Source organism: Actinomadura rugatobispora (assembly GCF_055379765.1).
The window spans coordinates 595,965-619,616 of record NZ_AP029191.1; the positions used below are offsets into that span (position 1 = coordinate 595,965).

Below are 23,652 nucleotides of genomic sequence, written 5' to 3' on the forward strand. Positions count from 1 at the left end.
CACCGTAGGCCCGGCCGCCGACATCCCACCGCGATTCGCCCCAATCCCCAGGCGCTATCGGTGGCCGTGGTAGTGCGGGGCGTCCATCGGGGGGACGGGGAATCCGGCCGTCGGAGTGACCTCGCGGACGATCTGCTCGTCCTTGTCGCCCTCGCCGCGCAGCAGTTCCCACAGGACCGTGGCCACCAGCACCACGCCGGCGACGATCGCGGTGTACAGCGCGATCTGCCGCATGTCGTAGCCCTCGTTGCGCAGCGCGCGAACGGTGGCCACCAGCAGGATCCAGCCGAGGGAGGCCGGCATCAGGACCTTCCAGCCCAGCCGCATCAGCTGGTCGTAGCGCACCCGCGGCAGCGAACCCCGCAGCCAGATGAAGAAGAAGATGAACGCCCACATCTTCACCAGGAACCACAGCACCGGCCACCAGCCCGTGTTCGCGCCCTCCCACACCGTGGAGATCGGCGCCGGGGCCCGCCACCCGCCCAGGAACAGCGTCGTCGCCAGCGCCGACAGCGTGGCCAGGTTGATGTACTCCGCCAGGAAGAACATCGCGAACTTCAGCGAGGAGTACTCGGTGTGGAACCCCCCGACCAGCTCGCCCTCACCCTCGGGCAGGTCGAAGGGGATCCGGTTCGACTCCCCCATCATCGTGATCACATAGATGATGAACGAGGGCAGCAGCAGCAGGATGAACCAGCGGTCGGCCTGGGCGTTGACGATCCCCGTGGTCGACATCGTCCCCGCGAACAGGAACACCGCCACGAACGACAGCCCCATCGCGATCTCGTAGGAGATCACCTGCGCCGAGGACCGCAACCCGCCCAGCAGCGAGTACGGCGACATCGACGACCACCCGGCCAGCACGATCCCGTACACGCCCATCGACGACATCGCCAGCACCACCAGCACCGCCACCGGCAGGTCCGTGCCCTGCAGCGGCGTGTGATGCCCGAACACCGACACCGTCGGCCCGAACGGAATGATCGCGAAGGAGATGAACGCCGGAACCGCCGACATGATCGGCGCCAGCACGAACACCACCTTGTCGACCTGGCGCGGGACGATGTCCTCCTTCAACGCCAGTTTGAAAGCGTCGGCCACGCCCTGGAGGAGGCCGGCGGGCCCGGCCCGGTTCGGTCCGGTGCGCAGCTGCATCCGGCCGATGACGCGGCGTTCGACCCACATCGCGACCAGCATGGTCACCATGAGGAAGGCGAAGATCGCCAGCACCTTGCCGCCGATCAGCCACCACGGGTCGCGGCCGAAGTCCTCCAGCGTCGGGTCGGCCGGGGGGACGGCGCGAACGGGCATGCGGGGCTCCTGTGCAACATCGGCGGCCGATTACGTCGGCGGATCAGTAGATCAGGGGCCGCTTTCAGATCGGCTTCACGGTGCTTAAGGCCGGGGCGCCTTGGTACGTTGAGCCGCGATGGACGCCCCCGGCCTGGAATTCCGCGTGCTCGGCCCGCTCGAGGCGGTCCGCGGCGGGCGGGAGGTTCCGCTGGCCTCGGGACGGCAGCGCGCTCTGCTGGCCTGCCTGCTGCTGGCCGCCGGGCGGCCGGTGCCCGTCGCCTCGCTGGTCGACCGGCTCTGGGACGACGATCCGCCGCGCGACGCGCGCGGCACGCTGCAGGTGCACCTGTTCCGGCTGCGCCGGGCCCTGGGCGACGCGGAGATCGTCCGCACCCGGCCGGGCGGTTACCTGATGGAGCAGGGCCCCGACGATCTCCGCCGTCTGGACGCGCTCGCCGACGGCGCCGACCGGGCGCGGGAGGCCGGCGATCTGGAGGGCGCGCTGAAGGCGCTGCGCGCGGCCACGGCCCTGTGGCGGGGGCCGATCCTGGCGAACGTGACCTCGTCCTCGCTGCACGCCGAGGAGACGCCCAAGCTCACCGAGCGCTGCCTGAAGACGGTCGAGCGGCGCTACGAGCTGGAGCTGGTCCTCGGCCATCATGAGGCGGCCGTCGCGGACCTCCGCGCGCTGGCGGCGGCGCACCCGCTGCGCGAATCGCTGCACGGCCTGCTGATGCGGGCCCTGTACCGGTCGGGGCGGCAGGCGGAGGCGCTGGACGCCTACGACCGCACCGCCGCCGCGCTGGGCGAGGAGTTCGGGCTCGATCCCGGCGACGCGTTGAAGGAGCTGCGGCAGGCGATCCTCACCCGTACCGAGGACCGGGGCGTCCACCCGGCGGTGCCCTGGCGGGCGCTGTGCCAGCTTCCCTCTCCCCCGGGCGACTTCACCGGGCGCGTCCGTGAGCTGGCGGAGGTGGAGCGGCTCCTGGCGCCGGGCGGGTTCGCGGCCCCGGTCGTCACGGTGTGCGGCACCGCCGGAGTGGGCAAGACGGCGCTGGCCGTGCGCGCGGCGCACCGGTCGCGGGAGCGCTTCCCCGACGGCCAGCTGTACGCCTCCCTCGGGGACCGCGACCCGGCCGAGGTCGCCGGGGACTTCCTGCGGGCGCTGGGCGTGCCGCCGGAGGCCGTTCCCGACGGGCCGCAGGCGCGGGCGGCGGCGCTGCGGGCCCGCCTCACCGACCGGCGCGTGCTGCTGGTCCTGGACGACGCGTCCGGCGCCGGGCAGGTGGAGGCGCTGCTGCCGGGGACCGCGGGCTGCGCCGTGCTGGTGACCAGCAGGAGCCCGCTGGCCGAGCTGCCGGGCAACCGGGCGGTCCGGCTCGCCCCGTTCACGCCGGAGGAGGCGGCGGGGCTGCTGCGCCGGATGGTCGGGGACGGGCGCGTCGCCGCCGAGCCCGAGGCGGCCCGCCGGGTCGCCGAGGCGTGCGGGCACCTCCCGCTGGCGCTGCGGATCGCCGGGGCGCGGCTGGCGGCGCACCCGTCGGTCGCGCTGGCGGCGCTCGACCGGCGGCTGCGCGAGGACGGCCGCAGGCTGGACGAGCTGTCGGTGGGCGGGCTGGAGGTCCGGGCCGGGCTGCGGGTCGGCTACCGGGCGCTGGACGCGGCGGCAGCCGGCGCCTTCCGCAGGCTGGGCCTGGTCGCGCGGGCCGACGTCACGGCGTGGCTGCTCTCGCTGCTGTCGGGCGGCGACCGGGAGCGCCCGCTGGAGGACCTGGTGAACGCGGGTCTGCTGCAGCCCTCGGGCGTGGACGCGTCCGGGGAGCCGCGCTACCGGTTCCACGATCTCACCGCCGACTTCGCCGCCGAGCTGGCCGGGCCGCCGGACCGTCCGGCCAACCGGGCCGCGCTGGTCCGGCTCACCGCCGCGCTGACGGCGCTGGCCGCGCTGGCCCAGCACGCGCGGGCGCGCTCGTCCAACGACCTGCCGGCCGAGGACGTCGCGGGCGCGGGGCCGTCGGCGATCGACGCGGACCTCCTTCCGGCCGCGTTCCGGGGCGGCGCGGGCGAGCCGATCGACTGGCTGGCCGCGCACCGCTCCCTGATCGAGCAGGCCGTCGGCCGGGCGTGCGCGGCCGGGCTGTACGAGCCGGCGGCCCGGCTGGTGGACCTGGTGGTGCCGCTGCTGCACCGCCAGGTCGACGCCGCGGCGCTGCGGCGGCTGCGGCGGATCGTGCGCGACGCCGCCCGGGACGCGGAGGATGAGCCGATCATGTGGCGCGAGGAGTACGGGCTCGCCGTCCTGACCCTCTACGCCGCGCCGCCCGCCGAGGCGGCCGAGGCGGCGCGGGCGTGCGCGTCGGCCTTTGAACGGCTCGGCATGCACCGCGAGCAGTCGTACGCGCTGAGCATGCTGACCTTTCTCCAGGTCCAGGCTCCGGATGAGGTGACGGCCTGGGAAGAGTCCTTCACTCTGGCCGGGCGTGCCGTGGGCCTGGCGCGGGAGGCGGGCGACCAACGCGCCCAGGTCGTGGCCCTCAGCGCCAAGGCCGACGCCCTGGTCTCCTCGGAACGCTACGACGAGGCATTGGCCGCCGCCCAGGAGGCCCTGGGCCTGGCCCGTACTCTCGGCGAGCCCCACTTCCAGGCGACGGCGCTCAGCCGCATCACCCGGTGCACCCTGGAGCTCGGCGACGCGGACGGGGCGGCCGAGGCGTGCCAGGAGGCCATGCGGCTGCTGGACGGCCTCCAGGACCGCCGCAGCGCGGCCTGGCTGCTGCGGGAGTCGGCCCTCATCGCGCTGGCGCGCGGCCGTCACGACGAGGCCGCCGCGCTGGCCGAGCGCGCCGCCTCACATTTCCTGGATCTGGGCGACCGCCACGGGCACGACTCGGCGGCGGCGACCCTGTCGGGGATCCGCCGTCCCGCTCCGGTCGCGGAGCAGGCGCGGGAGCCGGGGCTCGGCCCGGCATGGGGTGGACGAACCGCCGGGTGACCGGCGGCTCGCCCGGGTTCTGCAGGGCGGGCCTCACCGCCTGGCGGATCCGGACAGGGTGGCACTCCCCGATCCCCGCGTCTCGGCGCGACGACGGAGGGGGAACCGGACCGGACCCGCCGGGCGGCGGGGTGGTGATCGACGAGCACGCCGTGGGGGCCGGTCGCCCGGCGGTACCGGGTATTCCGCGCGACCGATCCCCGATCTCCGGCATATTTGGGGACGATAAGCTCGACTTATGATTTCTGTCAACGGAAGTCTGTCGCAGTTCGGACAAAGAGGGGCCGCATGCCAGGAGAAGCCAGCAGTCAGAACATCGGTGCGGGGGCACTGCTGACGATCCTCCGGGACGGCCGGGCCCGGACCCGGGCCGAGCTGGTCCAGCTCACCGGGCTGGCCCGCTCCACGGTCTCGCAGCGGCTCGATGCCCTGATGAACCACCGCTGGGTGGTGGCCACCGAGGACGCGATCTCCTCGGGCGGACGGCCCGCCGCCGCGTTCGCGTTCAACGAGAGCGTCCGGGTCGTGCTCGCCGCCGACCTGGGCGCCACCCACGCCCGGCTGGCCGTCATCGACCTCGGCATGACCGTCCTGCTCGAACGGGCCGCGGAGCTGCCCATCGACCGGGGCCCCGAGGCCACGCTCGGCTGGCTGGTCACCGCCTTCCGGGAGATGCTCGCCGAGGCCGGGCGCGACCCGGCGCAGGTGTGCGGGGTCGGGGTGGGCCTGCCCGGCCCGGTCGAGCACACCACCGGGCAGCCGGTCAACCCGCCGATCATGCCCGGCTGGGACGGCTTCCCCGTGCCCGAGTGGCTCGGCGGGCGGCTCGGCGCGCCCGTCCTGGTCGACAACGACGTGAACATCATGGCGCTGGGCGAGCACTGGGCGGCGCGCCCCGAGGCCGACCACATGATCTTCATCAAGATGGGCACCGGCATCGGCTGCGGGATCGTCTCCGACCGCCGGCTGCACCGCGGCGCGCAGGGCGCCGCGGGCGACGTCGGCCACATCCGCCTGGGCGGCTCCGACGTGCTGTGCCGGTGCGGCAACGTCGGCTGCGTCGAGGCGGTCGCGGGCGGCGCGGCGCTGGCGGCGGCGCTGCGGGCCGAGGGCATCGACGCCTCCGGCAGCCGCGACGTGGTGGCGCTGATGCGCGCGGGCAACACCAGGGCGGCGCAGCTCGTCCGGCAGGCGGGCCGCGAGGTCGGCGGCGTGATGGCCTCCATCGTGAACTTCTTCAACCCGTCGGTCATCGTCATCGGCGGCGACATCGCCGAGGCCGGCGAGCACGTCCTGGCGGGCGTGCGGGAGGTCATCTACAGCCGCTCGCTGCCGCTGGCCACCCAGCACCTGGGCATCCGCGCCAGCGAGCTCGGCGACCGGGCCGGGGTCGTCGGGGCCGCGGTCATGGTGGTGGAGTACGTGCTCGCGCCCGACACCATCGACCGGACCGTGGCCGGTTGAGGACCTGCGACGCACCATTGACCTCGCCACACCCGCGTATGACAATGTGGGCGATCCAGGCCGGACGGCGGTGGCACGCCGGACGGGCCGGAGAACGGTTCGACGCGACGCGGTCGGCGCACGCGTTCCCCGAGAAGGGATACGTGCGTGGCCTTCCCTCACCCACCCCGTTCCGGTTCACCTGAGTTCCAGCCGTCCGACGAGGCGCTCGCCGGGCAGGAGCAGGACGCCGTCCTGGGCCGCAGGCTGGGCCTGAGCCGCCGCCAGATCCTGGCGGCCGGCACCGGGATCGCCGCCGCCGCGGCCCTGCCCGCCTTCCCGCGCCAGGCCGCCGCGGACGGGCCGCTGATCCGCGACAGCAAGCGCGGCATCATCCTCTACACCGTCCGGGACGCGATCTCGCGCGACCCGCTGACCACGAACCTGCCGTCCGGCTTCCGCCGGGTCCTGGAGGCGCTCTCGGAGATCGGCTTCGAGCGCGTGGAGTTCGCCGGCTACCGGCAGCACGCCAACGCCGAGGGCGGCGCCGACCTGGAGACCGTCGAGGGCGCGCGGCTGCTGCGCCGGTGGCTGGACGACAACGGGCTGCGGGCCGAGGGCAACCACGGCTTCATCCCGTCCTCGTGGCCGCTGACGCAGGCCGACCTGGACCGCTTCAAGCGGACCCTGGAGATCGCCGGCATCCTCGGCCTGGACCACATGGGCACCGGGTCCGACCCCACCTCCAGCGCGTACAAGGCCGACTGGGACGTGGCGGCCGACAAGTGGCACCAGCTCGGCGCCATCGCCAGGCAGGCCGGCGGGACCAAGCTCTACACCCACAACCACGACGCCGCCTACAACTTCCTGCTCGACAGCGGCCCGCCCGACGCCCTGGGCCGGCCGACCCGCTCGTCGGGCATCCGCAGGCTGGAGTACTTCCTCAAGATCACCGATCCGAAGTACGTGTACCTGGAGATGGACATCTACTGGGCGCACGTCGCGCAGCACAGGTTCAGGACCTTCACCGCGCCCGACGGCTCCGTCCAGACCGACGTCTTCGACCCCGTCGCCGTCGTCAGGCCGGTGGAGCGGCGCTTCCCGCTGTTCCACGCCAAGGACGGCCGGAGCAACCCCGCCAACGCCAACGGCTACGACATGGTGCCGTTCGGGACCGGCGACATCGACTACGCCGCGTTCTTCCGCGAGCTGAAGAGCGGCCACCACTACCCGATGTACGAGCAGGACAACGCGCCCGGCGGCACCGCCGACCCGGGGCAGTCACTCCGGTTCGCCGAACTGAGCTACGACAACATGTCCGCGCTGCGCCGCTGATCCGAGGCCGGACGCGAAGCCGGGCCGCCACATGCGCCTCGCCGTTGCCGCGGCGGGCGTGGCGGCCCGGGCCCACACCACTCCCCCAGGAGCAGCATCACCATGAAGCGTACTTCAGCGGTGCTCGGCGCCCTCGCGGCGGCCGCGGCGCTCGTGCTGACGGCGCTCGGCACGCCGGCCCAGGCCCATCCGGGCCATGATCCGGCCACCGAGTGGACGAACTACGAGAAGATCACGCTGACCAAGAACGTGGGCGAGCCGATCGACCTGGCCGTCCTGCCCGACCGGCGGGTCCTGCACACCGCCCGCAACGGCGAGGTCCGGCTGACCGACCCGTCCAGCGGCGTCACCCGGGTCATCAACACCATCCCGGTGTACGCCAACTCCGAGGACGGCCTCCAGACCATCGCGATCGACCCCGGCTTCGACCAGAACAAGTGGGTCTACGTCTACTACGCGCCCAGGACGATGACGGCGCCCTACCCGGAGACGACCCCGGCCGGGTCGGCGCCCAACTCGCTGCCCGAGGGCGAGGACGACTCGTACTGGGACCGGTGGAAGGGCTACAACCAGCTGTCCCGCTTCAAGTGGACGGGCAGCGCGCTGGACCTGTCCACCGAGCAGGTCATCATCAAGGTCGAGGCGCAGCGCGGGCAGTGCTGCCACGTCGCGGGCGACATGGACTGGGACGCCGACGGCAACCTGTACCTGGCCACCGGTGACAACACGCCCGCGGGCACGCCGGGCGCCAACGGCTACGCGCCCAACAACGACGCGCCCCGGATGAACCCCGGGTTCGACGCCCGGCGCGGCGCGGGCAGCAGCAACGACCTGCGCGGGAAGATCCTGCGGTTCAAGGTGGCGGCGGACGGGTCGTACAGCGTCCCGGCGGGGAACCTGTTCGCGCCGGGCACCCCGAAAACGCGTCCCGAAATCTTCGTGACCGGGGTGCGGAATCCGTTCCGCATCGACGTCGACGCCAAGACCGGCACGGTGTCGTGGGCGGACTACGGGCCCGACGCCGGCACCGGCAACGCGCAGCGCGGGCCGCTGGGCTACGTCGAGTGGAACATCACCCCGATCGGCAAGCCGATGAACAGCGGCTGGCCGTACTGCACGGGCGACAACTTCAACTACAACGACTGGAACTTCGCGACCTCGCAGCCGCGCGAGTGGTTCGACTGCGCGGCCGGTCCGAAGAACACCTCGCGGTGGAACACCGGGATCGAGCAGCTGCCGGCGGCGGTGCCCGCGGACCTCTACTACGGCGACAACGCCACCCACCAGCCCGCCGAGTGGGCCGGGCTCGTCGACTTCGACCCGCAGGGCGGGCAGGGGCCGATGGGCGGGCCGGTCTACCACTACGACGCCGACAACCCGTCCAAGAGCAAGTTCCCGGCGTACTGGGACAAGAAGGCGTTCTTCGCCGAGTTCTCGCAGGACTACCTGGCGGCGTTCGGGGTGACGCACCCCGACGGGCCGGTCACCTCCATCGAGCACTTCCTGCCCAACAGCGCGCTGCGCAACGCGGCGATGCCGATCACCGACAGCCCGATGGACATCGAGTTCGGCCCGGACGGGTCGCTGTACGTGCTGGACTACGGCGACGGCTTCTTCCGGGCCAACCCCGACGCCGGCCTCTACCGGATCGACTACTCGCCCGACAACAAGACGCCGCAGGCGAAGATCAGGGTGGACAAGGCGTCCAGCAGCACCGCGCCGCTGACGGTGGCGTTCGACGCCTCCACCTCCACCGACACCGAGCCGGGGGCGCTGACCTACGAGTGGGACTTCGACGGCGACGGCACGTTCGACGCCACCGGGGTCACCGCCTCGCACACCTACACGGACCTGGGGCAGTACATCGCGCGGCTGCGGGTCACCGACTCCGGCGGCCGGGCGGGCCTGACCTCCACCGAGATCTCGGTGGGCAACACCGCGCCCGAGGTGACGATCCAGACCCCGGCCAACGGCGGGTTCTTCGACTGGGGCCAGCCGCTCCCGTTCAAGATCGGCGTGTCGGACGCCGAGGACGGGAACAGCCCCGTCTGCTCCCGGGTGCAGTGGACGTTCGGGCTCGGCCACGACTCGCACGCCCACCCGGAGACGACCGGCACCGGCTGCGGCGGGGCCTGGCCGACCCCGGCGAACGCGCCCGAGCACGGCGAGACGGAGAACATCTACGGCGTCATCGTCGTGACCTACCGCGACAACGGCGCCAATGGCGTCCCGCCCGCGCAGGGCGAGGCCACCCTGATCGTCAACCCCAAGCTGATGCAGGCCGAACACGGCGACGCCACCAGCGGGGTGACCAGAACGGCCGACGACACCGCCTCCGGCAAGTTCAAGATCACCTCGTTCGACGCCGGTGACTGGATCGCCTACGACCCGGTCAACCTCACCGGGATCGAGTCGGTGGAGACGCGGGCGGCGGGCGCCGGGACGCTGTCGCTGCGGTGGAACTCGCCGACGGCCAAGCCGTTCGCCACCGTGCCGGTGGAGCGCGGCTCGGGCTGGCGGACGGTCACCACCGACCTCGGCAAGCCGCCCGCCGGGACGGGCAGGCTGTACGTCACCTCGACCGGTGGCCTGGACGTCGACTCGTTCACCTTCCGGGGCGACGGGATCGCCGACGCGACCCCGCCGTCCGCCACGCTGACGCTCAGCCCCGCCCAGCCGGACGGGTCGCACGGCTGGTACAAGACCAACGTGACGGTCCGGGTGGACGCGAGCGACGACGGCGCGGTGTCGGCCCGCCAGTACTCCCTGGACGGCGGCGCCACCTGGGTGAACGTCCCGGCGGCCGGGCTGGTGCTGAGCGCCGAGGGCGAGACGCAGGTCCGCTACCGGGCGGTCGACAGCGCCGGGAACCTCTCCGAGGTCGGCCGGGCCAAGGTGAAGATCGACAAGACCGCTCCGGGCCTGACGGTGACCGGTGTGGAGGCCAAGCAGTACGGCCTCGCCGAGACGATCACCCCGGTGTTCTCCGCGGCCGACGCCGTCTCCGGCGTCGGCACCCTCAGGGCGGAGATCGACGGCGACAAGATCGCCTCCGGGAAGCCCATCCCGCTGAGGGAACTCGGTCCCGGCGCGCACGAGCTGGTCGTCACCACCACCGACCGGGCCGGGCACGCCACCACCAAGACCGTGAAGTTCGAGGTGGTCGCGAGCTCCTGACCCGCTGAGAACCGCGTCCCCGGGAGGCCGTACCGGCACGGCCTCCCGGGGACGCGGCACGCGTGGGGCCGCCCCTAGATCAAGGGGCGCTGGGTCTTCTTGGCCTCCTCGTATCCGGCGCGGGCCCGGCGCGCCGGTTCCAGCCCGGAGACCTCGGCGACGGGGACGTCCCACCAGGCCTCGCCGTCGGGCGCGGGCACCAGCGGGTCGGTCTCGACGTGCACGACCGTCGTGCGGGCGGAGTCGCGGGCCTGCCGCAGCGCGTCGCGGAACTGCGCGGCGGTGCCGGCGCGCAGCACGTCGGCGCCCATCGCGGCGGCGCTCGCGGCCAGGTCGCCGGGCAGCCGGAACCGGGTGCCGAAGCGCTCGGCGCCGACCGACTCCGACAGGTTGCCGATCGAGGCGAACCCGTGGTTCTGCACCAGCACGACGACGAGCTTGATCCCGTCGGCGACGGCGGTGACGAGCTCCTGCGCCATCATCAGGTACGAGCCGTCGCCGACGAGCACGAACACCTCGCGGTCGGGCGCGGCCAGCTTCACCCCGAGCCCGCCGGCGATCTCGTAGCCCATGCAGGAGTAGCCGTACTCGACGTGGTACCCCTTGGGGTCCCTGGTCCTCCAGAGCTTGTGCAGGTCGCCGGGCATCGAACCGGCCGCGCACACCACCACGTCGCGGGGACCGCTCACCTCGTTGACGATGCCGATGACCTCGGACTGGGCGGGCAGCGGTGCGTGGCCCAGCGCGTAGGCGCGGTCGACCTCGGCGTTCCAGCGCGCGGCCAGGTCCGCGGCCTCCCGCCGGTACGCGGGCGCCACCGCGTACGCCCCGGCCGCGCCGCGCAGGGCGGCCAGGCCCGTCCGGGCGTCGGCGACCAGCGGCACGCCCGCGTGCTTGACGGCGTCCGGCGTCGCGACGTTGAGGTTGACGAAGCGGACACCGGGCCGGGCGAACAGGCTGCGCGAGGCCGTGGTGAAGTCGCTGTAGCGGGTCCCGATGCCGAGGACCACGTCCGCCTCGCGGGCGAGGGCGTTGGCGGCGGTGGTCCCGGTCGCGCCGACCGCGCCCACCGAGCAGGCGTGGTCCCAGGGCAGCGAGCCCTTGCCCGCCTGCGTCTCGGCCACCGGGATCCCGGTCGCCTCCGCGAACGCGGCCAGCTCGGCGGTCGCCCCCGAGTAGATCACCCCGCCCCCGGCCACGATCAGCGGCCGCTCCGCGGCGGTCAGCACCGCGGCCGCCTCGGCGACGGCCTCCGGCTCGGGCACGGGCCGCCGGATCCGCCAGACCCGCTCGGCGAACAGCTCGGCCGGCCAGTCGTACGCCTCGGCCTGGACGTCCTGGGGCAGCGCCAGCGTCACCGCGCCCGTCTCCGCCGGATCGGTCAGCACCCGCATCGCCGCCAGCAGCGCCGAGGGGAGCTGCTCGGGACGGTTGATCCGGTCCCAGAACCTCGACACCGGCCGGAGGCAGTCGTTGACCGACACGTCGTAGGACCGCGCGTCCTCCAACTCCTGCAGCACGGGATTGGCCGGACGGGTCGCGAACACGTCGCCCGGCAGCAGCAGCACCGGCAGCCGGTTGATCGTCGCCAGCGCCGCGCCCGTCACCAGGTTCGTCGCGCCGGGCCCGATGGAGGTCGTGCACGCCCACGCCTCCAGCCGGTCGGTCATCCGCGCGTACCCGGCCGCCGCGTGCACCATCGCCTGCTCGTTGCGCGCGGCCCGGTACGGCAGCAGGTCGCCGTACTCCAGCAGCGCCTGCCCCAGGCCCGCCACGTTGCCGTGCCCGAAGATGCCGAAGCAGCCCGCGAAGAAGCGGCGCCGCGTCCCGTCGCGCTCGGTCCACTGGTTCGCCAGGAAGCGCACGACCGCCTGCCCGACGGTCAGCCGCTCGGTCCCCGTCATCGCTCTCCCTCCGGTCCGGCGGCCGAGCACATCGGCAGCCTCGGGTCGGCCGGCCGCCCCGGCCAGGTGTCGCGGATCCAGGCGTGCGCCGGGTCGTCGCAGATCAGCCACGCGCGCTCGGCGCCCGGCCCGGCCATCACGTTCAGGTAGTACAGGTCGTAGCCGGGCGCGGCGATGGACGGGCCGTGCCAGCCGTGCGGGATGACGACGGTGTCGCCGGTGCGGACCTCCTCCAGCACGTCGATGGGGCGCTCGGCGGTCCCGTACACGCGCTGGTAGCCCATGCCCTCCCGGCCCTCCCGTCCCGCGGCGACCTCGAAGTAGTAGATCTCCTCCAGCACCGCCTCGGTCGGCGTCTCCTCGTCGTGCTTGTGCGGCGGGTAGGACGACCAGTTGCCGCCCGGCGTCAGCACCTCGCACGCGATGAGGCGGTCGGCCTCGAACGCCTCGGGCGTGCAGAAGTTGTTGACCTGGCGGCTCATCGTCCCGGCGCCGCGCAGCTCGACCGGGACCCGCTCGGCCGGGCCGTAGCGGGGCGGCAGGCGGCGCTCGCAGCGCGCGGACGGCAGCGCGAACCGGCCGCCGTCCCGGGACGACAGCACGACCGTCGCGTCGCGGGGCGCGTACGCGAAGTCGGTGACCCGGGAGAACACGTCGGGGCGGCCGTCGAGGCGGAAGGTGACCGCGGCCTCGTCCGCCGGGACCTCGATCGCCGCCTCGCACGCCCCTGACAGCGGCAGCACCAGCGTCTCGGCGTCCCCGGTCTCGACCGCGGCCTGCTCGCCGGGGGCGAGCGTCACCACGCGCAGCCCGGAGTAGGTCCAGCCCGCGCCCTCGGGGGTGATCTCGGTGGTGACGGGCATGGTCACAGCACCCCCACGGCGGCGTCGACGGCGCCGGCGACGTCGTCGTCCGGCGGGTACAGCAGCGTGCGCCCGACGACCAGGCCGCGGACGGACGGCAGCGCGAGCGCCGCCTTCCATCCGGCCAGCGCGGCGCCGGGGTCGCCGGTCACCTCGCCGCCCAGCAGCAGCGCGGGCAGCGTCGAGGCCGCCATGACCTCCTCCATCCGGTCGACGACGGGGACCTTCAGCCAGGTGCGGGCGGAGGTGGCGCCCAGCCCGGACGCGATCGCGATCGCCTTGATCATGGCCTCCGGGGTGAGCAGGTTGCCGACCCTGCCGTCGCCGCGCCGGGCCGACAGGAACGGCTCGACCATGGCCATCAGCCCGTGCCCGGCCAGCCCGGTCACGGCGTGCGCGCAGGACTCCAGCGTACGGGCGGTCGCCGGATCGGACAGGTCCAGCCGCAGCAGCATCTTGCCGCCGTCCAGCCCGGCGGCGGCGATCGCCGCGGCGGTGTAGGCGGTGAACCGGTCGTCGATCTCGAACGCCGCGCCCGCCAGCCCGCCCCGGTTCATCGAGCCGATGGCGAACTTGCCGTCCAGCGCGCCGAGCAGCAGCAGGTCCTCGATGACGTCGGGGGTGCCGAGCACGCCGCTGACGCCCGGCCGGGCCAGCGCGGCGCAGACCCGTTCCAGCAGGTCGCGCCGGTCGCCCATGGCCAGCGGGGCCGGGCCCGCGGCCAGCGCCCCGCGGGCCGGATGGTCGGCCGCGATGATCATCAGTGGTCCGGCCGCGCCCGGCGGCGCCGGGGGGCGGACGCGGCGCGCCGCGGCCTCGGCGATCGCCTGCGGCCGGGCCGCCCTGACCTCCACCAGTTCGGCGTAGCGCGCGGCGAACGCGCCCGCGCCGATGCTCTCGTTCCCGCTCATGGCGTGGCCTCCGCGTTCCGTTCGATCAACCGCTCCACCTCGCCCGCGGTCGGCATGGCGTCCGCGCAGGCGAGCCGGGAGGCGACGATCGCCCCGGCCGCGCCCGCGAACCGCAGGATCCTGTCCAGCGGCCAGCCTTCCAGCAGGCCGTGGCAGACCGCTCCCCCGAACGCGTCGCCCGCGCCGAGCCCGTTGACGACCTCGACCGGGGTGGGCGGGACCTCCACGACCTCGTCCGCGGACGCGGCCAGCACCCCGCGGGGCCCCTGCTTGACGATCGCGACCGACACGCCGCGGTCCAGCAGGGCGCGGGCGGCGGCGCGCGGCTCGCGCTCCCCCACCGCTACCTCGCACTCCTCCAGGTTCCCGATCGCGACGGAGGCGTGCTCCAGGGCGGGCGCGGTACGGCGCCGCGCCTCCTCCGGCGACGCCCAGAACATCGGCCGGTAGTCCAGGTCCAGGATGGTGGTGCCGGGATGCGCGGCGAGCGCGGCCAGCGTCGCCTCCCGGCTGGGCTCGGCCGACAGCCCGGTGACCGTCGCCCAGAAGATCCGCGCGGCGGCGATCGCGCCGAGGTCCAGCTCCCCGGCGCGGATCTCCATGTCGGGCGCCTTGGGGTAGCGGTAGAAGTAGAGCGGGAAGTCGTCGGGCGGGAAGATCTCGCAGAAGGCGAGCGGGGTCGGCAGGCCCGGCACCGCCGTGACGAACCGGTCGTCCACCCCGTACTCGCGCAGCGCCCGGTGGATGAACCGGCCGAAGGGGTCGTCGCCGGTGCGGGTGACGACGGCGGTCCGGTGCCCGTAGCGGGCGGCGGCGACGGCCACGTTGGTCGGGCTCCCGCCCAGGTACTTGCCGAACGTCTCGACCTCCTCCAGCGGGACGCCCACGTCGCGCGGGTAGACGTCCACGCTGACCCGGCCCATGGTGATCAGGTCGTGGCTCACGCGTCCTCCTCTTCCCGGGGCGCGAGGAAGTCCAGGCAGGCGCGGACGTCGTCCCGGGGCCCGGCGCCGGGGGCGGGCTCGCCGGTCAGGACAGTGTCCTGCTCCAGGACGTACCAGCCGTCGTACCCGGTCTTCTCCAGGGCGCCGATGATGCCGCGGACGTCGATGTCGCCGCGGCCGAGCGGCCGGTAGATCCCGTCCCTGACGGCCTGCGTGTAGGGGGTGCGCCCGGTCTGGACGGCCTCGGCGAGCGCGGCGTCGACGTCCTTGAGGTGGACGTGCGAGATCCGGTCGCCCGCCTCCCGCGCCAGGTCGAGGGGGTCGGTGCCGCCGATGAGGAGATGGCCGGTGTCCAGGCAGAGCGGCACCTGCGAGCCGTCCAGCACGCGTTCCACGTCGGCGCGGTCCTCGACGACCGTGCCGACGTGCGGGTGGAGCGCGGCGCGGTGGCCGCGCTCGGCGGCGCAGGCGGTGACGCGGTCCAGGTTGCGCAGCAGGGTCGTCCAGGCGCGGTCGTCGAGCGCGGGCCGGCCGTCGTAGCCGTCCAGGCCGGTGGCGGCGGCGAGCACGACGGTCGCGCCCGCGTCCCCGAACGCGTCGAGGACGCGCGCCGCCTCCGGCAGCGGATCGCGGTCCGGGTCGTGCAGGACGAGCGGGACGAACCCCCCGACCGGCCGCAGCCCGTGGGAGCCCAGCAGCCGGGCCCGCTCGCCGGGGTCGGCGGGCAGGAACCCCTCGGGGCCGAACTCGGTGGCGGCCACGCCCAGCTCGCGCATCTCGGCGAGCACCCGTCCGGCGGAGAGCTGGTGGCCCCAGCCGGGCACCTCGCACACGCCCCACGAGATCGGCGCCGCGGCCACGCGCCGCGCGGGGATCATCGGCGGACCTCCTCGACCGTCACGGCGCGCCGTTCCCTCCGGGAGATCTCGCACGCCTCGGCGACGTAGAACGCCTCCAGGCTCTCCTCGGGCGGGCACGGGCTCGGCGCGCGCCCGGCGGCCACGTCCACGAAGGCGCGCAGCTCGGCGGTGTAGGCCTCGGCGAACCGCTGCAGGAAGCCCGCGTGCGGCAGGCCGGCGGGGTGGAAGCCCTCGCCGGCCGGGGACAGCGGCGTGCGGTCGTCGAGCCCGGCCACCACGCTGTCGCGGGAGCCGAACACCTCCAGCCGCACGTCGTACCCGGCGCCGTTGTAGCGGGTGGCGGAGACGGCGGCGAGGGTGCCGTCGTCCAGGGTGAGCAGGGCCGAGCCGGTGTCGACGTCGCCGTGCTCGGTGAAGACCGGCGCGCCCCGGTTGGCGCCGGCCGCGGTCACCTCGGCGACCTCCCGCCCGGTGACGAACCGGACGCCGTCGAAGTCGTGCACCGAGCAGTCCCGGAACAGCCCGCCCGAGGTGGGGATGTAGGCGTCCGGCGGCGGCGCGGGGTCGAAGGTGGTCGAGCGGACCGTGTGCACCCAGCCGAGCCGGCCCGAGCGGACCGCGTCCCGGGCGGCGACGTGGCCGGGGTCGAAGCGGCGCTGGAACCCGACCTGGACGGGGGACTCCGCGCCGCGGATCGCGGCCAGCACCTTGATCGTCTCGTCCAGGCCGGCGGCGACGGGCTTCTCCACGAACGCGGGCAGGCCCGCCTCGACCGCCCTGACCAGCAGCTCGGCATGGGCGGCGGTCGGGGTGGCGATGACCAGCGCGTCCGGGCCGGCCGCGAACAGCGCGTCGACGCCGTCCACGGCCCGCAGGCCGAGCTTGCCGGCCACCTCCCGGGCCCGCCCCGGGTCGGCGTCGGCGACGACGACCTCCTCGACCTCGGCGAGGCCGCGCAGCGTCTCCGCGTGCCCCGCGCCGATCCGCCCTGCTCCTGCGAGTCCGACCCTCATGCAGCCCTCCTCGTGGGGAGGCGTCCTCGGCTCCCCGGTACGGCGCCCATGTGAGCGAGTCTCATGGAACGCTCCAATACATGTCAAGAGAATGTCTGGACATATGGACTTTACGACTTGCTTTCGGACAGTCCGGTATTCTCAGGAGGACCGACCTTAGGGAGCCGCCCCCGTGGCACGCACCGCACCCGGCCCCGCCCCGACGCCCGTCCTCACCCTGGACCGCGGCAGCCCCGTCCCGCTCTACTTCCAGATGGCCCAGCAGCTCGAAGCGGCGATCCTGGCGGGCGAGCTCTCCCCGGGCAGCCGGCTGGAGAACGAACTGGAGCTGGCCGCCCGCCACCGGCTGTCGCGGCCCACCGTGCGGCAGGCCATCCAGCACCTGGTCGACAAGGGCCTGCTGGTCCGCCGCCGCGGGGTCGGCACCCAGGTCGTCCAGTCCCAGGTGCAGCGCCCCCTCGAACTGTCCAGCCTCTACGACGACCTCAAGGCCGCCGGGCGCGAGCCGCGCACCCGCGTGCTGGAACTGGACACCGTCCCGGCCGAGGCCGAGATCGCCGCCGGGCTCGGCGTCGCGCCCGGTACCCCGGTCGTCCGGGTGCACCGGCTCCGCCTCACCGGCGCCGAGCCCCTCGCGCTGATGACCAACCACCTGCCCGCCGGGCTGCTCCAGGTCACCGCCGCCGAACTGGAGGAGCACGGCCTGTACGAGACGTTCCGCGCCGCGGGGGTCAACCTGCGGATCGCCCACCAGACGATCGGGGCGCGCGCCGCCACCGCGGCCGAGGCCCGGCTGCTCGACGAGCGGCGCGGCACGCCGCTGCTCACCATGACCCGGACCGCCTTCGACGACAAGGGCACCGCCGTCGAGTACGCGACGCACGTCTACCGCGCCGGCCGGTACTCGTTCTCGCACACCCTCGTCGGCAAGTAGCCCGGCCGGCCCCGGCGCCCGGCGGACCCGGGCGCCGGAGCCGGCGCGATCAGCGGGTCACCCGGAGATCGGGGCCGCGCTGCTCGCCGTCCCTCCCCCCTTCGCCTCGAAGGCCACGGCCAGGACGCCGCTCGCGCCCGGCACCGTCACCGTCCGGGTCCCGGCGCGGTCGACGGCGACCTTCTTCGTGCCGAGGACCTTGCCGTCCCAGACGTGGACGTGGGCCGTGCCCGGCCCGGTCGCCGCCAGCCTGAAGGTGACCGAGCCGCCGGACACCGCAGGCTTCCCTTCGATGCGCGCCGTGCGCCACGGCGGCGCGGCCGGACCGCCCGCGAGCGGCACACCCGTACGGGCCGCCTGGACGATCGACTCGGGCGAGTCCACCGAGACCGCCGCGTCCGTCGGCATCACCGGCGGCTCCGGCGTGCCCGGCACCCCGGACGGCGGGGTGTGGCCCGGCAGCGACACCAGGCCCCAGCGGTACGGGTCGCCCTGCACGCCGCCCCAGGTGGACCAGCCGATCCGGGTCTGGCCGACCTTGTCCCGGGTGTCGGAGTCGTACACGAAGATGTTCAGGCCCATCCGCGCCGGGTCGACGGCCGAGGGCAGCGCCGTGAACGGGATGCTCGTCTCGATCACGTAGCCGTCGTAGGGCTCGTTGACGGTGGCCGCGACCTTCATGCCGGGGGCGGTCTCCCCACCGGGCCCCTGGTGGTGGTCGGCGTCGCGCTCGAAGCACGGCTTCCCGTCCGCCATCCCCGGGAAGACGCCGGTCTTGAACGTGGTGGAGGTGTTCTCGGAGTCGCCGCGCGGGTCGACGGCGATCTCGACGGAGTCGGTGCGCCAGTGCCGCTTGCAGTCGTCGGCGCCCAGCACCGTGCCGCGCGCCTCGTCGCGGACCTTGACCAGGACGTTGAGGGCCTCGTCGGTCCAGGTCACCTTGCCGGTGGCCGAGCAGTCGGCGGCCGACTCGCAGGCCGTTCCCTCCCAGAGCCGGGACAGGTCGAGCTCGGGCCCGGGGTACTCGCCGGGCCCCTCCTTGCCGTCGACGGCCGGCGCGTTCTGCGCCTTGGGCAGCTCGGCGGTGGGAACCAGCTCCAGGCCGCCCCGCTGCACGTCGGTGCCGCCGGACGCGGAGGCGGTGGTGACGGTGAAGTCGTAGTCCCCGCCGGTGCCGCCCTGGTTGGAGGTGGGCAGCGAGGCGTCGGTGTTGGTGACGGTGAAGGTCACCGATCCCTTGGCCCCGGCCGCCAGCTCGTACGGCTTGGACGCCGCGTCCGCCGCGAAGCCCTCGGGCAGGCCGAGCTTGACCGTCCCCTGCTGGGCGGAGCCGGCGCTGTTGGCCAGGTCGACGCGGACCGTGCGCGACTTGCCGGACGCCAGCGTGAGCACGCGCTTCATCCGGCCGCTCAGCGCGGGCACGCCGGTCTTCTCGGCCCAGGCGTCGAAGTCGGCCACGCGCGGCAGCGGTTCCTGGACGCCCGTGACGGCTGGCCGGACCTCCACCGGGACGGCCGTCTGCCCGGAGCCCTGCCCGGTGGTCAGGTTCGCCGCGAGCCGTGCGCGCCCGTTGGCGGCGCCCGCCGGGGGCGTGACGGTGAACCGCGCGGTGCGCTCCCTGGAGCCGACCGTGCCGAGATCGCCCGAGCCCGTCACCGTCCAGCCGGAGGGGACCGACAGCGCGACCTTGCCGCCCGGCAGCGCCCGTGGCGAGCGGGCGTGCGCCGTGACCGTGAACGCCTTCCCCGCCGTCACCCCGAACGACTCCGTCGTCAGGGAGAACTCGGTGCCCAGCGGGAGCCCGCCCTTGGACGGCTTCAGCGCGCCCTCGAGCATGCCCGTCGGGTCGGTGTTGCCGAGCGTGAACGGCACCCGGCTGTGGATCTGCGTGAAGTAGTCGCAGCCGTTCTTCTCCGGATCGACCGGGACGTCGGGGAAGCCGCCCCAGCCCTGGCTGACGTAGGTCCGCGCCGCGTCCCGCTCGACCTGCGCCCACGTCTTGCCGCCGTTGCGGGCCGACGCACGGCCGTTCCAGACGCCGTACGCGAGCGCCGCCGGGGTGGCGGGGGTGAAGTCCCGGGCGCACGCCGACCCGGTGGCCCCGGACGCCCCGCCGGCCAGGAACAGCCGCCCGGCCGACCACGGCCGCAGCCTCTCCTTCCCGAGCTGCTCGGGGAACTTCTTGGAGTCGGCCGCGGCGAAGTACGCCTCCGTCGCCAGCCGCGCCGCCTGCTGATGGTGGCCGTGCTGGCCCGGCAGCGGCGCCGGCTCCATGGTCACGATCAGCTTGGGCCGGGTCGCGCGGACCAGCCGCACCACCTTGGCGAGGCTCTCGTCGTGCCCCCACGCCTCGTCGGTCAGCGGCGCGCTCACGGTGTAGTAGAAGTCGACCTTGTCCAGGTAGTGGACGTCGCCGACCCCGGCCTTCCCGACCGCGCGGCGCTCCTCGTTCTCCCGGAGCAGGCCCAGCGGCGGGCCCTCCTCGGTGCCCACCGCGTTGCCGCCGCCCTCGCCGCGGGTGACGGTCAGCACCCCGACCCTGGCGCCGTCGAACTCGTTCCACTGCCCGAAGGTCGACAGGGCGCCCGCCTCGTCGTCGGGATGCGCCCCGACGAACAGGACGTCCAGCCCGCCCGGGTCGGGCGGCGGCGCCGCCTGGGCCCGCGCCGGGGCTCCGGCCAGCGCGAGCGCCGAGGCCGCCAGCACGGCCGAGAGGACGGCGGGTAGCGCGAGTCTTCGCAATGAACTCTCCTGTTCGGTTGTCCGGCCCGCGAGGGGTCGGTGGGGTGGCACGCCCCCGACTCCTTCACTCCTTGACGGCCCCCGAGAGCATTCCTGCGATGAACTGGCGCTGCAGGAAGACATAGACGCACACGATGGGCGCCGCGATGATCAGCGCGCCCGCCATGAGCAGCGAGTAGTCGGTCTTGTGCGTCCCCTGGAAGAACGACAGCCCCAGCGGGGCGGTGCGCAGCCCCTCGTCGGAGTTGACGATCACCAGCGGCAGCAGGAACTCGTTCCACGTCCACATGCTGGTCAGCACGACCATGGTGAGGATCGCCGGGCGGCCCATCGGCACCAGCACCCGCCACAGCGTCGTCCAGCTCGACGCGCCGTCCAGCCGGGACGCCTCCACCAGCGAGCGCGGCACACTGCGGAAGTAGGCCCGCATCCAGAACGTGCCGAACGCCACCGACATCGCGATCTGCGGCAGGATCAGCCCGGCGTAGGTGTTGTCCAGCCCCACCGTGCGCAGGTCGAAGTACAGCGGCACCACGATCGCCTCGGTCGGGATGGTCAGCCCCGCCAGGAACAGCAGGAACAGCACGGAGGCGCCGCGGAACCGCATGGTGCCCAGCGCGTACCCGGCCATGATCGACAGGACCGACGCCACGGACACGGTGACCACCGTGACGATCACGCTGTTGCGCATGTACGTGCCGAAGCGGCCCTCCCGCCACGCCTCCGCGAACGTGCCGAAGTCCGGGTCGGGCAGCTGCAGCGCCTGCACCACCACGCCGATCATCGGGAACACCGCGATGACCGCGAACACCACCAGGATCGCGTGGTTGACCAGCCGCTCGGTGCGGGTGCTCATCGGGCCCTCCCCTCGACCAGGCGGCCGATGCCGGCGGTGACCGCGAACGCCAGCACGGCCAGCGTGACGCCTATGGCGCAGCCCAGGCCGACCTCGCCGGTGTTGAACGTGCGGTTGTAGACCTCGTAGGCCGGCACCTTGGTCGCGTCGCCGGGCCCGCCCCCGGTCGCGTTGTAGATCAGGTCGAAGTTGCGGATCGCCATGATGGTGGTCAGCGTCAGCGCCACCGCCAGCTCGCGCCGCAGCCCCGGCAGCGTGACCGCGAAGAACTCCCGCACCGGCCCGGCGCCGTCGATCCGCGCCGCCTCGTACAGCTCCGTCGGGATCTTCTGCACCCCGGCCAGGAACAGCACCAGCGCCAGCCCGATCCCGACCCAGGTGCCGATCACCCCCACGGCCGGCAGGGCGAAGGTGAAGTCGCCCAGCCAGCCGCGGGACCAGTCGGGCAGCCCCAGCGCGTGCAGCCACCCCAGCACCGTGTTGACCGGCCCGTCCGCCGAGTACACCCAGCGCCAGGCCACCGCCACCGCCACCATCGCGACGACCTGCGGCAGGAACAGCACCGTGCGGAAGAACGTCAGCCCGCGGATCTTCGTCCGGGACATCGCCGCCACCAGCACGAACGCGATGCAGCACGGCAGCACCGCGTAGAACACCACCAGCACCAGCAGATGCCCGAACGCGCCCCGCAGGACCGGATCGGACCAGGTCGCGGTGTAGTTGGAGATCCCGGCCCAGGTCGCGGGGCCGAGACCGTCCCACTCGTACAGGGAGAACTGCGCCCCGCGCACCAGCGGCCACAGCAGGAACGCCCCGTACACCAGCAGCGCCGGCAGGATGTAGAGCCAGCCGATGCGGCCGGGCTCCCCGGCCGGCCGGGACCGGGCCCCGGCACCGGTCCCGGCGTCCCGCGGTCCGGGCGCGCCGCGCCGGGAACCGGGCCTCTTGTGCCGCGCGACGGTCGTCATGTGCGCGCTCCCTCGGGCTGCTCGTTACGGCTTACTGCTCGTTACTTCTTCTGCTGGAAGGCCGCGTAGTCGTCCTGGGCCGCCTTCATGACCTCCTGCGCCGTCGCCTGCCCGGCCACCAGCTTCTGCAGCGGGCCGCCGAACGCGTCGGTGAAGGTCGGCGTGGCGTAGTCGATGTACGGCGTGGTGCCGTCGTCCTTGCTGAGCGTCGCCCAGGCCGCCGACACCTCCTTCATCAGCGCCGCCGACGGCTGCTTGGACGGCGCCTGCAGGACCGGCAGGTTCCCGGTCTCGACCGAGACGTCCATGGCCTCCGGCGAGGTGATGAAGTTGATGTAGGCCGCCGCCACGTCCGGGTGCTTGGACTTGGAGGTGATCGCCCACGGCAGGCTCTCGCCGCCCATCGTCGCCGTGGGCGCGCCCGCCTGCGCCGGCGGCGGCAGCATGAAGCCGACCTTGTCCTTCATGCTGTCGTTCAGATCGGGCGCCCACCAGGTGCCGCCGAACATGAACACGCCCTCGCCCTTGGCGAAGTTCACCGGGGTGTCGTCCCACTTCACCGCGTTGGCGTCCTTGGTGAAGTAGCCCTGCCTGCCCCAGTCGGCCAGCTTCTGCGCGGCCTGCACGTTCGGCGCGTCGGTCCAGGCGCCGCCGCTGCCGAACACCAGCTTGCGGACGTTCTCCTTGGGCACCAGGCCGTCCTGGACGATGCCGTACAGCTGCATCGCCGGGAGCTTCTCCACGTTGCCGAACGCGATCGGCGTCTCGCCCTTGCCCTTGGCGGTGGCGAGCGCCTGGTCGAACTCGGCCCACGTCCTGGGCGGCTGGATGCCGAGCTTGGAGAGCTTCTCCTTGTTGTAGTAGAGGCCGACGATCTCACCGTTGAGGGAGACGCCGTACAGGCTGCCCGAGCCGATGAGCTTGCCGTCCTTGGTGACGCTGTTGAGCTCGATCAGGCCCTTGGGGTAGCGCTTCTTCCAGCCGTAGGCGGCGTCGTAGGAGTCCAGCGGCAGCAGCATGCCCGCCTTGACGAACTGCGCCATCGCCGCGTACCCCTGGTTGGCCTCGACCACGTCCGGCGGCTCGTCGCCCGACAGCGCCAGCCGCAGCGTCTTCTGCAGGTCGGTGAACGACCGCGACACCCGGTTGATCTTGACGTTCGGGTACTTGGCCTGGAACCGCTTGTTGAGCTCCTCGATCTGCTTCTTCTGGCCGCCCTGGACCTCCTGGTCCCAGACGGTCAGCGTCACGTTCCCGGCCTTGGCGACGTCGGTGCTGATCGCCGAGGGCGCCTTGGCCTCGGGCTCGTCGTTGGACGAGCCCGGGGCGCAGGCGGCGGCGAGCGCGGTCACCAGGGCCGCCGCGAGTGCGAGCGTCCCTCGCCTCATGAGTGTCGGCATTCCTGCGACTCCTTTCG

Annotated in this window: 16 protein-coding genes; 5 read left to right on the top strand and 11 right to left on the bottom strand. The window is 73.6% G+C overall.

Annotated features, from left to right (window positions below):
* Positions 1 to 54: 54 nt before the first annotated feature.
* Positions 55 to 1,311 (bottom strand): NADH-quinone oxidoreductase subunit NuoH, encoded by a 1,257-nt coding sequence (nuoH, locus tag ACZ466_RS02350; RefSeq protein WP_464042742.1) that lies wholly within the window; start codon positions 1,309 to 1,311, stop codon positions 55 to 57.
* A gap of 118 nt (positions 1,312 to 1,429) precedes the next feature.
* Between nuoH and ACZ466_RS02355 the strand changes: the two genes are divergently transcribed.
* The 4 genes from ACZ466_RS02355 (at position 1,430) to ACZ466_RS02370 (ending at position 10,240) form a co-directional block, all read left to right on the top strand.
* On the top strand, positions 1,430 to 4,285 hold the full coding sequence (locus ACZ466_RS02355) for an AfsR/SARP family transcriptional regulator (protein ID WP_378287122.1): 2,856 nt from the start codon (positions 1,430 to 1,432) through the stop codon (positions 4,283 to 4,285).
* Positions 4,286 to 4,573: 288 nt separating this feature from the next.
* The gene (locus ACZ466_RS02360; protein ID WP_378287121.1) at positions 4,574 to 5,749 is read left to right on the top strand and encodes an ROK family transcriptional regulator; all 1,176 of its coding nucleotides are present in this window, start codon (positions 4,574 to 4,576) and stop codon (positions 5,747 to 5,749) included.
* A gap of 147 nt (positions 5,750 to 5,896) precedes the next feature.
* Positions 5,897 to 7,063, top strand: a complete 1,167-nt coding sequence (locus ACZ466_RS02365; protein ID WP_378287120.1) for a sugar phosphate isomerase/epimerase family protein — start codon at positions 5,897 to 5,899, stop codon at positions 7,061 to 7,063.
* 102 nt (positions 7,064 to 7,165) lie between these two features.
* Positions 7,166 to 10,240 (top strand): PQQ-dependent sugar dehydrogenase, encoded by a 3,075-nt coding sequence (locus ACZ466_RS02370; RefSeq protein ID WP_378287119.1) that lies wholly within the window; start codon positions 7,166 to 7,168, stop codon positions 10,238 to 10,240.
* Positions 10,241 to 10,314: 74 nt separating this feature from the next.
* On the opposite strand, the gene iolD is transcribed toward ACZ466_RS02370, so the two are convergent.
* Genes iolD through ACZ466_RS02400 form a run of 6 tightly spaced genes read right to left on the bottom strand, consistent with a single transcriptional unit; the run spans position 10,315 to position 16,735 of the window.
* Positions 10,315 to 12,144 carry a 3D-(3,5/4)-trihydroxycyclohexane-1,2-dione acylhydrolase (decyclizing) gene (gene iolD, locus ACZ466_RS02375; protein ID WP_378287118.1) on the bottom strand — a complete coding sequence of 610 codons (1,830 nt, stop codon included), beginning with the start codon at positions 12,142 to 12,144 and terminating at the stop codon, positions 10,315 to 10,317.
* A complete protein-coding gene (gene iolB / locus ACZ466_RS02380; protein ID WP_378287117.1) occupies positions 12,141 to 13,007 on the bottom strand; it encodes a 5-deoxy-glucuronate isomerase in 867 nt (288 codons plus the stop codon). Before iolB ends, iolD begins: the two co-directional genes overlap by 4 nt.
* A gap of 2 nt (positions 13,008 to 13,009) precedes the next feature.
* On the bottom strand, positions 13,010 to 13,918 hold the full coding sequence (locus tag ACZ466_RS02385) for a Cgl0159 family (beta/alpha)8-fold protein (RefSeq protein ID WP_378287116.1): 909 nt from the start codon (positions 13,916 to 13,918) through the stop codon (positions 13,010 to 13,012).
* Positions 13,915 to 14,841 (bottom strand): 5-dehydro-2-deoxygluconokinase, encoded by a 927-nt coding sequence (gene iolC, locus ACZ466_RS02390; protein ID WP_378287125.1) that lies wholly within the window; start codon positions 14,839 to 14,841, stop codon positions 13,915 to 13,917. The genes ACZ466_RS02385 and iolC overlap by 4 nt, the downstream gene beginning before the upstream one ends.
* 17 nt (positions 14,842 to 14,858) lie before the next feature.
* Positions 14,859 to 15,740, bottom strand: coding sequence for a TIM barrel protein (locus ACZ466_RS02395; protein ID WP_378287115.1), 882 nt, complete (start codon positions 15,738 to 15,740; stop codon positions 14,859 to 14,861).
* Positions 15,737 to 16,735, bottom strand: a complete 999-nt coding sequence (locus ACZ466_RS02400; protein WP_378287113.1) for a Gfo/Idh/MocA family protein — start codon at positions 16,733 to 16,735, stop codon at positions 15,737 to 15,739. The genes ACZ466_RS02395 and ACZ466_RS02400 overlap by 4 nt, the downstream gene beginning before the upstream one ends.
* A gap of 253 nt (positions 16,736 to 16,988) precedes the next feature.
* Here ACZ466_RS02400 and ACZ466_RS02405 point away from each other — a divergent pair, with 253 nt between their 5' ends.
* Positions 16,989 to 17,669, top strand: a complete 681-nt coding sequence (locus tag ACZ466_RS02405) for a GntR family transcriptional regulator (RefSeq protein ID WP_378287124.1) — start codon at positions 16,989 to 16,991, stop codon at positions 17,667 to 17,669.
* A 57-nt stretch (positions 17,670 to 17,726) separates the two neighbouring features.
* Here the strand turns inward: ACZ466_RS02405 and ACZ466_RS02410 are convergent, their stop codons facing one another.
* The 4 genes from ACZ466_RS02410 to ACZ466_RS02425 form a co-directional block, all read right to left on the bottom strand.
* Positions 17,727 to 20,411 carry a sugar-binding protein gene (locus ACZ466_RS02410; protein WP_378287112.1) on the bottom strand — a complete coding sequence of 895 codons (2,685 nt, stop codon included), beginning with the start codon at positions 20,409 to 20,411 and terminating at the stop codon, positions 17,727 to 17,729.
* Between the two features lie 64 nt (positions 20,412 to 20,475).
* Complete coding sequence (locus ACZ466_RS02415; RefSeq protein ID WP_378287110.1) at positions 20,476 to 21,267, bottom strand: carbohydrate ABC transporter permease; 792 nt, start codon at positions 21,265 to 21,267, stop codon at positions 20,476 to 20,478.
* Entirely contained in the window at positions 21,264 to 22,235 is a 972-nt protein-coding gene (locus ACZ466_RS02420) for a carbohydrate ABC transporter permease (protein ID WP_378287108.1), read from the bottom strand. The genes ACZ466_RS02415 and ACZ466_RS02420 overlap by 4 nt, the downstream gene beginning before the upstream one ends.
* Positions 22,236 to 22,276: 41 nt before the next feature.
* Complete coding sequence (locus ACZ466_RS02425; RefSeq protein WP_378287107.1) at positions 22,277 to 23,635, bottom strand: extracellular solute-binding protein; 1,359 nt, start codon at positions 23,633 to 23,635, stop codon at positions 22,277 to 22,279.
* Between the last annotated feature and the right edge of the window lie 17 nt (positions 23,636 to 23,652).